The sequence below is a fragment of the Bradyrhizobium sp. SZCCHNS2022 genome (assembly GCF_032377575.1).
In the GTDB taxonomy this organism is placed as follows: Bacteria; Pseudomonadota; Alphaproteobacteria; order Rhizobiales; family Xanthobacteraceae; genus Bradyrhizobium; species Bradyrhizobium aeschynomenes.
In genome coordinates, this window is sequence record NZ_JAUHHZ010000001.1 from 6103665 (window position 1) to 6117153 (window position 13489).

At 66.6% G+C, this 13489-nt stretch carries 11 protein-coding genes; 7 read left to right on the forward strand and 4 right to left on the reverse strand.

All coding sequences use genetic code 11. The features are described from left to right. The first annotated feature begins 241 nt into the window (after positions 1 to 241). Positions 242 to 2452, forward strand: a complete 2211-nt coding sequence (locus tag QXZ94_RS27340) for a primosomal protein N' (RefSeq protein ID WP_315723618.1) — start codon at positions 242 to 244, stop codon at positions 2450 to 2452. Positions 2453 to 2556: 104 nt separating this feature from the next. On the opposite strand, the gene QXZ94_RS27345 is transcribed toward QXZ94_RS27340, so the two are convergent. Then, entirely contained in the window at positions 2557 to 3102 is a 546-nt protein-coding gene (locus QXZ94_RS27345; RefSeq protein ID WP_315723620.1) for a septal ring lytic transglycosylase RlpA family protein, read from the reverse strand. Between the two features lie 655 nt (positions 3103 to 3757). On the opposite strand from QXZ94_RS27345, the gene QXZ94_RS27350 reads away from it, so the two are divergent. The 6 genes from QXZ94_RS27350 to QXZ94_RS27375 all read left to right on the forward strand — a co-directional run bounded on the left by QXZ94_RS27350 (position 3758) and on the right by QXZ94_RS27375 (position 10783). Continuing rightward, on the forward strand, positions 3758 to 4318 hold the full coding sequence (locus QXZ94_RS27350) for a F0F1 ATP synthase subunit delta (RefSeq protein ID WP_315723622.1): 561 nt from the start codon (positions 3758 to 3760) through the stop codon (positions 4316 to 4318). Continuing rightward, entirely contained in the window at positions 4318 to 5850 is a 1533-nt protein-coding gene (gene atpA / locus QXZ94_RS27355; protein WP_172112905.1) for a F0F1 ATP synthase subunit alpha, read from the forward strand. Before QXZ94_RS27350 ends, atpA begins: the two co-directional genes overlap by 1 nt. A 154-nt stretch (positions 5851 to 6004) precedes the next feature. Further along, positions 6005 to 6883 (forward strand): F0F1 ATP synthase subunit gamma, encoded by an 879-nt coding sequence (locus tag QXZ94_RS27360; RefSeq protein ID WP_172112904.1) that lies wholly within the window; start codon positions 6005 to 6007, stop codon positions 6881 to 6883. Between the two features lie 96 nt (positions 6884 to 6979). Then, positions 6980 to 8422: a F0F1 ATP synthase subunit beta gene (gene atpD / locus QXZ94_RS27365; protein WP_315723625.1), complete on the forward strand. Its 1443-nt coding sequence runs from the start codon at positions 6980 to 6982 to the stop codon at positions 8420 to 8422. Between the two features lie 93 nt (positions 8423 to 8515). Beyond that, positions 8516 to 8923 carry a F0F1 ATP synthase subunit epsilon gene (locus QXZ94_RS27370; RefSeq protein WP_315723627.1) on the forward strand — a complete coding sequence of 136 codons (408 nt, stop codon included), beginning with the start codon at positions 8516 to 8518 and terminating at the stop codon, positions 8921 to 8923. 165 nt (positions 8924 to 9088) lie between these two features. Then, positions 9089 to 10783 (forward strand): adenylate/guanylate cyclase domain-containing protein, encoded by a 1695-nt coding sequence (locus QXZ94_RS27375; RefSeq protein ID WP_315723628.1) that lies wholly within the window; start codon positions 9089 to 9091, stop codon positions 10781 to 10783. 232 nt (positions 10784 to 11015) lie between these two features. Here QXZ94_RS27375 and QXZ94_RS27380 read toward each other — a convergent pair whose 3' ends face one another. The 3 genes from QXZ94_RS27380 to QXZ94_RS27390 all read right to left on the reverse strand — a co-directional run bounded on the left by QXZ94_RS27380 (position 11016) and on the right by QXZ94_RS27390 (position 13460). Continuing rightward, on the reverse strand, positions 11016 to 11522 hold the full coding sequence (locus QXZ94_RS27380; RefSeq protein WP_315723630.1) for an RNA pyrophosphohydrolase: 507 nt from the start codon (positions 11520 to 11522) through the stop codon (positions 11016 to 11018). A gap of 139 nt (positions 11523 to 11661) precedes the next feature. Beyond that, positions 11662 to 12168, reverse strand: coding sequence for an RNA pyrophosphohydrolase (locus tag QXZ94_RS27385; protein ID WP_315723632.1), 507 nt, complete (start codon positions 12166 to 12168; stop codon positions 11662 to 11664). Between the two features lie 83 nt (positions 12169 to 12251). Beyond that, positions 12252 to 13460, reverse strand: a complete 1209-nt coding sequence (locus QXZ94_RS27390; protein WP_315723634.1) for a divergent polysaccharide deacetylase family protein — start codon at positions 13458 to 13460, stop codon at positions 12252 to 12254. Between the last annotated feature and the right edge of the window lie 29 nt (positions 13461 to 13489).

The following is a 13489-nucleotide window of genomic DNA, read 5'->3' on the forward strand; positions in this document are numbered from 1 at the left end:
TGCGGAAGCATCGAAGCAGGGTGAGGGGTCTCTATCCGCGGAGACAGACCCCTCACCCGGCGCGAATTTCGCTCCGCTCATTCGCGCCACCCTCTCCCACAAGGGGAGAGGGTGCACCGCCGGCGCCGAAAGTGCTCGACCTCATCTGGTGACCATCCCATATATCCCACCCTCGCCTTTACCGTTCGCTAACTTTGCCGGGCGGCTTTCGCTTCAGCCCGAGCAAGGCTATCTCCGCCGCATGGACCGACCGACCGATCTCTTCCCAGGTGCAGCCAGCGCGGCCGGCGTGGTCGACGTGCTGGTTCCGGTCGCGCTCGATCACACTTATTCCTATCGCGTGCCGCGCGGCATGGCGCTGAAGCCGGGCGATGTCGTCGGCGTGCCGCTGGGCCCACGCGAGGTGCTGGCGGTGGTGTGGGCGGAGAACGCCAATCCCGATCCGCGGCTGCACAACCGGCTCAAGGATGTCAGCGAGAAGCTCGACGTGCCGCCGCTCAAGCCGGAGCTGCGGTCGCTGGTCGACTGGGTCGCCAATTACACGCTGTCGCCGCGCGGCATGGTGCTGCGGATGTGTCTGCGCATGGGCGAGCATCTTGGCCCGGAGCGGGTCCGTCTCGGCGTCCGCCTGGTCGGCGAGCCGCCGAAGCGGCTGACGCCGGCGCGCAAGAGGGTCATTGAGGCGGTGTCGGATGGGCTGCTGCACGGCAAGTCCGACCTCGTTCGAGAGATCGGCGTGTCCAGCAGCGTGATCGACGGCCTGGTCGACGAGGGCACCCTGACGGTCGAGGCGATGCCGCGCGCGCTGCCGCCGCCGGCGCCGGACCCGTTGTTCGCGCAGCCCGAGTTCTTCGACGCGCAGCTGGCCGGCGTGAGGGCGATGCGTGAGCTGGCTGCCGATGGCGGCTTCCAGGTCGCGCTGCTCGACGGCGTCACCGGCTCCGGCAAGACCGAGGTGTATTTCGAGGCGATTGCCGAGACGGTGCGCCGTGGCCGGCAGTCGCTGATCCTGATGCCTGAGATTTCACTCACCGGCCAGTTTCTCGACCGCTTCTCGCGCCGCTTCGGCGTCCGCCCGCTGGAATGGCATTCCGAGCTGACGCCGCGCACGCGCCAACGCAATTGGGCGGCGATCGCGGCCGGCGAGGCGCCGGTCGTGGTCGGCGCGCGCTCGGCGCTGTTTCTGCCCTATGCCGATCTTGGCCTCGTCGTCGTCGATGAGGAGCACGACCAGGCCTACAAGCAGGATGAGGGCGCGCATTACCACGCCCGCGACATGGCGGTGGTGCGCGGCCACATCGCCAAATTCCCGGTGGTTTTGGCCTCCGCGACGCCGTCGGTCGAGACCGAGGTCAATGCGCGCAAGGGCCGCTACCAGCGCGTGGCGCTGCCATCGCGCTTCGGCGGCCAGCACATGCCGCATATCGAGGCGATCGACCTCCGCCGTGAGCCGCCGCCGCGCGGCCGCTATGTCTCGCCGCGGCTGGCGGGCGAGATCCGCACCGCGATCGAACGCGGCGAGCAGGCGCTGCTGTTCCTGAACCGCCGCGGCTATGCGCCGCTGACCTTGTGCCGTGCCTGCGGCCACCGCTTCGCCTGCACGATCTGCGACGCCTGGCTGGTCGACCACCGCTTCCGCCAGCGGCTGGTCTGTCACCATTGCGGGTTCTCGATGGCGAGGCCGCCGGCCTGTCCGCATTGCGCGGCGGAGGAATCGCTGGTCGCCGTCGGTCCCGGCGTCGAGCGGCTGCAGGAGGAGGCGGCGGCGCTGTTTCCGGACGCGCGCAGCATGGTGCTGTCGAGCGATCTCATCACCTCGATCGAGACCATGCGCGCCGAGCTGACCGAGATCGCGGAAGGCCGCGTCGATCTCATCATCGGCACCCAGCTGGTCGCCAAGGGCCACAACTTTCCGCGCCTCAATCTCGTCGGCGTGGTCGATGCCGATCTCGGCCTCGGCAATGGCGATCCGCGCGCCGCCGAGCGCACCTGGCAGCTCCTGAATCAGGTGATCGGCCGCGCCGGCCGCGAGCAGGGCCGCGGTCGCGGCTATCTGCAGACCCATCAGCCCGAGCATCCCGTGATGAAGGCGCTGATCGCCTGCGACCGCGAGGCCTTCTACAGCAGCGAGATCGAGGCGCGCGAGCGCACCGGCTATCCGCCGTTCGGGCGGCTGGCGAGCTTGATCATTTCGGCCGGCGACCGGCCGACCGCGGAGGGCTTCGCCCGCCGGCTGGTGGCGTCAGCGCCGCGGGAGGAGGGCGTGCTGCTGCTCGGCCCGGCCGAGGCGCCGCTGGCCGTCATCAAGGGCCGCTACCGCTTCCGGCTGCTGCTCAAGTCGGCACGCAATTTCGATCTGTCGGATTATCTGCGCCACTGGCTGGCGCATGCGGAGAAGCCCAAGGGCAATCTCAAGCTCGAGGTCGACGTCGACCCGCAGAGCTTTTTGTAGCTGACGTTGTTCCGGGGCAGGCGAAGCTGAACCCGGAACCTCGAGATTCCGGGTGCGCTCGCTGACGCGAGCGCCCCGGAATGACGGTGGGGCCGAAGCGCGTCTTACGACACGACCTCGGCGGTCACGCGGCCGACGCCCGAGCGGGTCAGGCCGATGGCGCGGGCGGCGCCGGTCGAGAGGTCGAGCACGCGGCCCCGGATGAACGGGCCGCGATCATTGACCGTGACGATGACACTGTTGCCGCCATGGGTGACGCGCAGCTTGGTGCCGAACGGCAGCGAGCGGTGGGCGCAGGTCATGGCGTTGGCGTTCATGCGCTGGCCGGAGGCGGTGCGGCTGCCGGACTCGTTGCCGTAATACGATGCCATGCCCGAGAAGGTGCGGCCGGTGCCGGACGTCGGCGCCACCGAGGCGTTGGAATTCATCCAGGACGAGTTGTTGGACCAGCCGGTCGAAAAGGAGTCTGCCGCGGGCTGAGCAGCCTGGCGCGCGCTGTGGTGATGATGGTGGCGCGCATGATGGTGGTGATGCCTGGACCGAGCCGAGGCTTCGGTGGCGGAGCCGCCGACGATCAGCGTGACGGCGACGGCGAGCGCGGTACGCGAGCCGGCGATCTTGCCAGCCGAGAGGTTCTTCAATTTCAGCATCTAGATCAGTCCCTCGAAACAGTATTGCTGCGTTCTGCAGCCAGTGGACCCCCGTCAGGTGTTGAGGCGGCCGCCGTTTGCTGGCGCAATGAGGCACGAATGGGGCAGTAGAAATTGTTCCGCTCGTCTCGCAATATCTTCAGGCTGATGTCGTTCATCACGGAAAATTCCGTAATCCGACAGTTTAACATTCTATTAACTACTCAATACTTTCGATTACTGTTGAGTTAAGTCCTCATTGAGCTTGATGTCCTCTTGACAAGTAATCCTGGCTAAAGCGGGCTGGTTGCGTTCAACCCTACTCCAACACCAGGCAAGCCCAAACGGGCATAGCGGCCATGCAGCAACAGCTGGAACAAGATTGACGGGGAGCGGTATCTGGGGCGGGCGCAGCAGGCCGCGCGACGGCGGACTCGAATTGACTGCTGGCGCCATCGCATCGCGCCGCGGCAACAAGGTGCCGAATAGCGGGCCGCCGCTTGTTGCGGCTGCGCGTACGCTATGTTAGCAAAGCGCCGCTTTTCGTGATCAAGCTGCTTCCGCGGCGATCGAAAATCAAAGTCCTGCTTGAATTCCAAGGGCTTAATCGGTTTGCGCTGCAGCGGCGCACCGGTTTCCCTCTTGTGGGTTGGGCACTTATAAAAAGAGCACGTCTGTGGCTGCTGAAGATCCCTCCGTATCCGGTGTGTCCGGTCGTTACGCGACGGCCCTGTTTGAACTGGCCCGTGACGAAAAGTCCGTCGATGCGGTCAAGGCCGATCTCGACAAGTTCAAAGCCCTTCTGGATGAGAGTGCCGACCTCAAGCGCCTCGTTCGCAGCCCGGTGTTCGGCGCGGACGTGCAGCTCAAGGCGCTCAATGCCGTGCTCGACAAGGCCGGCATCACCGGTGTCGCCGCCAACGTCCTTCGGGTGCTGACCACCAACCGCCGCCTGTTCGCGGTGGCCGACGTGATCCGTGCCTTCAACGCGCTGGTCGCCAAGTACAAGGGTGAGGCCACGGCCGACGTCGTCGTCGCCGAGCCGCTCTCGGACAAGAATCTCGACGCCCTCAAGGCCTCACTGAAGACGGTGACCGGCAAGGACGTTGCGCTCAACGTGAAAGTGGATCCAGCGATCATCGGCGGGCTCGTCGTCAAGCTCGGCAGCCGGATGATCGACAGTTCGCTTCGCACCAAACTCAACTCGATCAAGCACGCGATGAAAGAGGCAGGCTGATGGACATCCGCGCCGCGGAAATTTCCGCGATCCTCAAGGACCAGATCAAGAATTTCGGGCAGGAAGCCGAAGTCACCGAAGTCGGACAGGTGCTGTCCGTCGGTGACGGTATCGCCCGCGTCTACGGTCTCGACAACGTCCAGGCCGGCGAAATGGTCGAGTTCGAGAACGGCACCCGCGGCATGGCGCTGAACCTCGAGACCGACAACGTCGGCGTCGTCATCTTCGGCGCCGACCGCGAGATCAAGGAAGGCCAGACCGTCAAGCGCACCCGCGCCATCGTCGACGCTCCGGTCGGCAAGGGCCTGCTCGGCCGCGTCGTCGACGCGCTCGGCAACCCGATCGACGGCAAGGGTCCGATCCAGTTCACCGAGCGCAAGCGCGTGGACGTCAAGGCGCCGGGCATCATTCCGCGCAAGTCGGTCAACGAGCCGATGGCCACGGGCCTGAAGGCGATCGACGCGCTGATCCCGGTCGGCCGCGGCCAGCGCGAGCTGATCATCGGCGACCGTCAGACCGGCAAGACCGCGATCGCGCTCGACACCATCCTGAACCAGAAGCCGCTGAACGTCGCTGGCGCTCCCGAGAGCCAGAAGCTGTACTGCGTCTATGTCGCCGTCGGCCAGAAGCGTTCGACCGTCGCCCAGTTCGTCAAGGTGCTCGAAGAGCAGGGCGCGCTGGAATACTCGATCGTCGTCGCCGCGACCGCGTCCGATCCGGCTCCCATGCAGTATCTCGCCCCGTTCACGGGTTGCACCATGGGCGAGTACTTCCGCGACAACGGCATGCACGCCGTCATCATCTATGACGACCTCTCCAAGCAGGCCGTCGCCTATCGTCAGATGTCGCTGCTGCTGCGACGCCCGCCGGGCCGCGAAGCCTATCCGGGCGACGTGTTCTATCTGCACTCCCGCCTGCTCGAGCGCGCCGCGAAGCTCGGCAAGGATCACGGTCTGGGCTCGCTGACCGCGCTGCCGGTCATCGAGACGCAGGCCAACGACGTGTCGGCCTACATCCCGACCAACGTCATCTCGATCACCGACGGCCAGATCTTCCTGGAGACGGACCTGTTCTTCCAGGGCATCCGTCCCGCGGTGAACGTCGGTCTGTCGGTGTCGCGCGTCGGCTCCTCGGCGCAGACCAAGGCGATGAAGAAGGTCGCCGGCAAGATCAAGGGCGAGCTGGCGCAGTACCGCGAGATGGCGGCGTTCGCGCAGTTCGGCTCGGACTTGGACGCCTCGACCCAGCGCCTCTTGAACCGCGGCTCGCGCCTGACCGAGCTCCTGAAGCAGCCGCAGTTCTCGCCGCTGAAGATGGAAGAGCAGGTCTGCGTGATCTGGGCCGGTACCAACGGCTATCTCGACGCGTTGCCGCTCGGCAAGGTGCGCGCTTTCGAGGACGGCCTGCTGTCGCTGCTGCGCGGCAAGAACGCCGACCTGCTGAACGCCATCCGCGACAGCAAGGACCTGTCCGACGACAGCGCCGCCAAGCTCAAGGCGGTGGTCGAAGGCTTCGCCAAGACCTTCGCCTGATCGCGAAGGCGTGGCCGGCTCCAGCCGGCCATCCACGCCTTCGGGGTGGGACAACGTGACATCTCATGCCCGGCGCCAGGCCGGGCATGACCAATCTCAGGGTTGAGCGGTCGGATCCTCCAGGGATCGGCCGCCGGGGTGAGCTAGACGAACAATGGCGTCACTGAAAGACATGCGGGTCCGCATCGCCTCGACCAAGGCGACGCAGAAGATCACCAAGGCGATGCAGATGGTCGCCGCCTCCAAGCTGCGCCGCGCGCAGCAGGCGGCCGAGGCGGCGCGTCCCTATGCCGAGAAGATGGACGCCGTGATCTCCAACATCGCGAGCGCCACCATCGCCACCGCCGGTGGGCCGACGCTGCTCGCGGGCACCGGGCGCGATCAGGTGCATCTGCTGCTGGTCTGCACCGGTGAGCGCGGCCTGTCCGGCGCGTTCAACTCCTCGATCGTGCGCCTGGCGCGCGAGCGGGCGCTGGCCCTGATGAACCAGGGCAAGGAAGTGAAGTTCTTCTGCGTCGGCCGCAAGGGCTACGAGCAGCTCCGCCGCCAGTTCGACAAGCAGATCGTCGAGCACATGGACCTGCGCTCGGTGCGCCAGATCGGCTTCGCCAATGCGGACGACATCGCCAAGAAGGTGATCGCACGCTTCGAGGCCGGCGAGTTCGACGTCTGCACGCTGTTCTATTCGCGCTTCCGCTCGGTGATCGCGCAGATCCCGACGGCGCAGCAGATCATTCCCCTGGTGGTCGAGGCGCGCCCTGCCAATGCAGCGCCGCTCGCTCCTTACGAATACGAGCCGGAGGAGGACGAGATCCTCGCTTCGCTGCTGCCGCGCAATCTCGCCGTGCAGATCTTCCGCGCTTTGCTGGAGAACAACGCCTCGTTCTACGGTGCGCAGATGTCGGCGATGGACAACGCCACGCGCAACGCCGGCGAGATGATCCGCAAGCAGACGCTGATCTACAACCGCACGCGTCAGGCGATGATCACCAAGGAACTGATCGAAATCATTTCGGGCGCCGAGGCGGTCTAACCGGATCGCGCAGCGCCCGTTGAAGCGCAACTTTAGGAACACATCCCGGTCGAGCCGACCGTGGTTTCGTATACGGATCGTAAGGAGAGACACTCAATGGCTACCGCAGCCAACCAGATCGGTCGCATCACCCAGGTCATCGGCGCCGTCGTCGACGTGCAGTTCGAAGGTCACCTGCCGGCCATTCTCAATTCGTTGGAAACCAAGAACGCCGGCAACCGCCTGGTGCTCGAGGTCGCCCAGCATCTCGGCGAATCCACCGTGCGCACGATCGCGATGGACACCACCGAAGGTCTGGTGCGCGGCCAGGAGGTGACCGACACCGGTTCGCCGATCCGGGTGCCGGTCGGCGAGGGCACGCTCGGCCGCATCATGAACGTGATCGGCGAGCCGATCGACGAAGCCGGCCCGGTCAAGGCCGAAGGCCTGCGCCCGATCCACGCGGACGCGCCGAGCTACACCGACCAGTCGACCGAGGCTGAAATTCTCGTCACCGGCATCAAGGTCGTCGACCTCCTGGCGCCGTACGCCAAGGGCGGCAAGATCGGCCTGTTCGGCGGCGCCGGCGTCGGCAAGACGGTGCTGATTCAGGAGCTGATCAACAACGTCGCCAAGGCGCATGGTGGTTACTCGGTGTTCGCCGGCGTCGGCGAGCGCACCCGCGAGGGCAACGACCTCTATCACGAGTTCATCGAGTCCAAGGTCAATGCCGATCCGCACAATCCGGATCCGGCCGTGAAGTCGAAGTGCGCGCTGGTGTTCGGCCAGATGAACGAGCCGCCCGGCGCCCGCGCCCGCGTCGGCCTCACCGGCCTGACCGTCGCCGAGCACTTCCGCGACCAGGGCCAGGACGTGCTGTTCTTCGTCGACAACATCTTCCGCTTCACCCAGGCGGGTTCGGAAGTGTCGGCGCTGCTCGGCCGCATTCCGTCGGCGGTGGGCTATCAGCCGACCCTCGCCACCGACATGGGCGCGCTGCAGGAGCGCATCACCACCACCAACAAGGGCTCGATCACCTCGGTGCAGGCGATCTACGTGCCGGCCGACGACTTGACCGACCCGGCGCCGGCGACGTCGTTCGCGCACTTGGACGCCACCACCGTGCTCAACCGCGCGATCTCGGAAAAGGGCATCTATCCGGCGGTGGACCCGCTCGACTCGACCTCGCGCATGCTGTCGCCGCTGGTCGTCGGCGAGGAGCACTACACCACCGCGCGCATGGTCCAGCAGATCCTCCAGCGCTACAAGTCGCTGCAGGACATCATCGCCATCCTGGGCATGGACGAGCTCTCGGAAGAGGACAAGCTGACGGTGGCCCGCGCCCGCAAGATCGAGCGCTTCCTGTCTCAGCCGTTCCACGTCGCCGAAATCTTCACCGGCTCGCCCGGCAAGTTCGTCGACCTCGCCGACACCATCAAGGGCTTCCGCGGCCTGTGTGAAGGCAAGTACGACCACCTGCCGGAGGCCGCCTTCTACATGGTCGGCAACATCGACGAGGCGGTCGAGAAGGGCAAGAAGCTGGCCGCTGAGGCGGCGTAAGAGGCGAATAGCGAATAGGGAGTAGCGAATAGTCGTTCGCTGCTCCCTTCTTCCCTACTCGCCATTCGCCATTCGCTACTCGCAGGTTTTCTCATGGCAACTTTCCATTTCGATCTCGTCTCGCCGGAAAAGATCGCCTTCTCGGGCGAGGTCGACCAGGTCGACGTCCCCGGCCAGGAGGGTGATTTCGGCGTGCTCGCAGGCCATGCGCCGTTCGTCGCCACGCTGCGGCCGGGCATCCTGACCGTGACAACGGGCGGATCGCAGCAGAAGATCATCGTGCTCGGCGGTCTCGCCGAGATCTCGGACAAGGGTCTGACGATCCTCGCCGACGTCGCGACGTCGCTGAAGGATCTGGACCACACCGCCTTCGCCGCCGAGATCTCCGGCATGGAAGCCAAGCTGAACGAGAAGCAGGGCAACGAGCTCGATCGCGCGATCGAGCGGCTCGATCACTTCAAGACGATCCAGCAGCAACTCAACACGACGGCGCTGCACTGATCGAACAGCTGTCTCTGAATGAACGTTCATGGCCGGGCTCTGCCCGGCCATTTTCGTTGGCAGGCTCGAACGTTGCGCGCGTCGTAGTGACTACTTCATGGGATGCGGGTTGCGTGCTCACGGATCTGATTGCATGCTCCCGGCCGTTCGAGCGGACGTGGTGACATGGCAGAGCAGATCGTCCTGAAGCGCAAGATCGCGGCGATTTTCGCAGCCGACATCGCCGGCTATTCGCGCCTCGTCGCCGAGGACGAGGAAGAGACCTTGCGGCGCCTCGCGGCGTATCGCGAGGTCGTCGACGACTTCATCGCACGTGCCGGCGGCCGCATCTTCAACACCGCCGGTGACGCCGTGCTCGCGGAGTTTCCGAGCGCGGTCGAAGCCGTCCGCTGCGCCATCGACATCCAGGAGAGCCTGCGGACGCGCAACATGGCGTTTCCGCCGAACCGGCAGATGAGCTATCGCATCGGCATCACCATCGGCGACGTCGTCGAGCGCAACGGCGATCTACTCGGCGATGGCGTCAACATCGCTGCACGTCTCGAGGGTCTCGCCGATGTCGGCGGCATCTGCATCTCGCGCGCGGTGCATGAGCAGGTCGCCAACAAGCTGTCGGTGCAGTTCGCCGACATGGGCGCGCGCGAGGTCAAGAACATCCCGACGCCGGTGCACGCCTATCGCGTGGCAATGCGCCGTGAGGACGGAACCTACGCAACGCCGAACGAGAAGAGCGCGCCCAAGTCTGTCGGCAGGCGCGTGCTCCAGGCCGGCGTCGCCATCGTGGCGCTGATGGTCGCCGTCGGTGTCGGCACGGCGCTCTACCTCGATCATCGCGACCCTCCTCATCCGGTGCAGCGCGATGCGGCGAAGGCCGCGGCCGAGGCGCTGTCGCGGCTGTCGGCGACGCCGAAGTCATCCGGGCAACCGTCAACTTCCGCGTCGCCATCGCCGGAGCCGTCGGCCTCGCCGAGCAGCGCGCAGGCCACCCCTTCGCTCCAGCCGCAACAATCTCCTCAGCCCGGCCCCGTCGTAGCGGCCGAGAAGTTCGCTCCCGATGCCGTGCCGTTCGTCAGCGAGCGCACGCGCATCGCTCTCGCACGCGACTACGCGCCGGCTCAGGGCTACAAGGCGTTCGCGACCACGATCAACGGCGTCAGCGCTTACGTCACAGCACAGTCCAGCGAGGATGCCGCGAAGACGGCGGCGCTCGATCAGTGCCACCAGCGCGCCGAGACGTCGAACGGCCCGCGTAAATGCGAGCTCTATGCGGTCGGCGACACGGTCGTCTATCCGCACAGCAAACCGCCTTTGCCGCCGTTGCCGTGGGTGCGGCACGATCCCACGACGGAGCGTGCGTTCAGCGCGGCCGAGATGCCGCTGGTGCGCGACACCGGACGCGCCCGGCTGGAGGCGAACTACGGCGGCGCGCGGCGCACCAAGGCGATCGCGCTCGGCCCGGGCGGCCAGTTCTTCTACAGCGTCGGCGGTGACCTCGTGGATGACGTGGTCCGGCGCAACCTCGAGGCCTGTGGTGCCCAGGCCGGCACGGCGTGCCTGATCGTTGCCCTGGATGATGCCTTCGTGGTGCCGGTGCCGACGGTCATGAAGGCGACCGGCTTCTTCCACGCGGCCAGTCACACCGCGATCGCCGCAGAGGCCCGCGACGAGGTCCCGCGGCGCCTCGCCGGCGCGGCGTCCGGCTGGAATGCGATCGCCGTCGGGACGGCCGGCCGTCCCGGCTACGGCCTGAACGGCGACCGCGAGGAGACCGCGATCGGCGGCGCCCTGGCCGATTGCTCAACGCGCGACAGCGACTGCCGCGTCATCGCGATCGGCCCATTCACGGTCGAGGATAATTAGCCGGACTCTCGCCGCCGTCATTCCGGGGCATCGCGCAGCGATGAGCCCGGAATCCATAGCCACGAGCGGAAGTTGTCTCGACGACAAGCGCCACGTCCGTCTCGCGCCTCATAACATTCTGTAGGTGATGGATTCCGGGCTCGCGCTACGCGCGCCCCGGAATGACGAGAGGAGAGAGCCCCGTTCACGGCCGTCGAAGCACCAATTGCGGGCGGCAATGGATATTGGCCGATCAATCGTCCGCCTTGGCGAGATGCGCGAACGCCTGGGCCACCGCGCGGTAAACCTCGCGACGGAACGGCACCACCAACTCCGGCACGCGCGCCAGACGCTCCCAGCGCCAGGCATCGAACTCGGCGGGCTGTCCGTTGCGCGGCGTCACCGGATCAATGTCGGCCTCGCGCCCGGTGAAACGCATCGCGAACCATTTCTGGCGCTGGCCGCGGAAGCCGGCGAGCCGGTGGTTGGGATCCTCGAACGGCGGAAATTCGTAGGTCAGCCAGTCCGTCTCGGCGAGAATGTCGGCGTCGCGAATGCCGGTCTCCTCCCACAACTCGCGCCGTGCGGCCGCCTGCAGGTCTTCGCCCGGATCGACGCCGCCCTGCGGCATCTGCCATTCCAGGCCGGGCAGCACGATTTCCGGACCGTCGTCGCGGAAGCGGCGCCCGAGGAAGACGAGGCCGTCGGCATTGAGCAGCGCGATGCCGACATTGGGACGATAGGGTCTGGTTTCGGTCATGGCTCGCATCCGGGGCGCGTCGTCGCGGATAGCAACGCAACGTGACGGCGTTGTCGCGACGGTTCTGCAGAGATTTTCTGCAGTGCAAGCGTATGACACGGTTTCACCGCCCGCGTCGTGGATGATCTGCGGGGCTGGCTCAGCTGCCCGCCAGCGTCGCGAATTCCTTGACCACGCGCTCATAAACCGGCCGCTTGAACGGCACGATCAGCGTGGGCAGGTTCTGCATCGGCTCCCAGCGCCAGGTGATGAACTCGGCCTTGTGGTGGCCGCCACCGGGACGCTCGACGTCGATCTCGGCGTCCTTGCCGGTGAAGCGCAGCGCGAACCATTTCTGGCGCTGGCCGCGATAGCGGCCTTTCCAGGCCCGCCCCGCCACCGTGCGCGGGATGTCGTAGGTCAGCCAGTCGTCGATCTCGGCGAGCTTCTCGACCGAGCGGACGCTGGTCTCCTCATACAACTCGCGCTTGGCGGCTTCCCAGGCATCCTCGCCGGGATCGACGCCGCCCTGCGGCATCTGCCAGACATGGGTGTCGTCGACATGCTCGATGCCGCCGGCGCGGCGGCCGATGAACACCAGCCCTTCCGCGTTGATCAGCGTGATGCCGACGCAGGTGCGGTAGGGCAGGTCCTCGTAGCGCGTCATTCCGTCTCGGCCTTCCTGCGTTGTGCTCTGCGCCTCGTCGCGCCGACCCCGCATTGCGTCGCCGCTGAGCGGCGTACGCCCGTTCAATTCGATTTTGATTTCAGCATCGCGGTTGTCAATGGCACCAGCAGAATGCCCTTGCGGTCGAGGCCCTTGATCCAGGTACCGATGCGGTCGATCGAGACCGGCAGCGCCGATGCCGTGCCGACCGCGACGCCGCGCTCCTTGGCGAGGCTCTCGAGCTTGGTCAGCGCGTTGTCGATCTCGACCGGCGTCGGCACCGCATCGATGGCAACGTCGCCCTTGGCGAACGGCATCGCGCGACCGGTCGCCAGCGACGCCGCCACGCTGCGCGGCGCAGCGCCATCGTCGAACAGCGCAAGGCCGCGCTTGGCGGCCTCGTTCACGATCGGCTGCATCGCCGCCTCGGTCGCGACGAAGCGCGCGCCCATGAAATTGCCGATGCCGACATAACCCTGCAGCCGGCTCATGTGCCAGAACAGCCGGTCGATGTTCTGGTCCGGCCCCAACGTCGCGAGCAAGGTCTGCGGGCCAGGATCGTTGTCCGGATAGTCGTAGGGCTCCATCGGCACCTGCAGCAGGATCTCGTGACGCTGCGCCCGGGCGCGCTCGGCGAGCTTGGTCGGATCGGCGCCATAGGGCGTGAAGGCCAGGGTCACTGCGGGCGGCAGCTTCATGATGGCGTCCACGGTCTTGGCCGCGCCGACGCCGAGGCCGCCGATGACGATCGCGACCGCCGGCATGCGCGCAGCCTTGGCGCGGTCGGCGTCGGCCGCGTAGGCGGTGAACGGCTTCACGCCGTCGGCCATCACCGGGATCATGCCGTAGCGCGATTTCTCCAGCAGGCGCGCGTCGACGCCCGGCATCTGGCTTGTCGGAGCGGCAGCGCCCGGCTCGGCGGTGTCGCTTCCGGCCGGGCCGATCGCGACCTCCTGGCGGGCGCCGCTGGAGCCGTCGATGATGGTGACCGTCTTGCGCTCGCCACCCTCGGACTTGGCGGCGGGCGCCGCGCCGTGGTCCGGCTTGGCCTCGGGCTTGGTCGCGGCCGGCTTGTCGTCGGGCTTGGCGCCCTCGTTGATCGCGACTCTGGCGACCGGCTCGCCGCCGAGCGGATTGTCGCTGAACATGGCAAAGCCTGCGAACACGACCAGGAACAGGCCGAGCAGCATGGCGAGGGCCTGCAACGCCGTGAAGGGAAGCCGAATGCGGCGTCTGCGACGCTTTTCCGTCTGTCCGAGCGGGGCGCTCAGCTCGTCGGCCGTCTCTGTCATCGAAATTCCCGAATCAATCGGGTCGACGA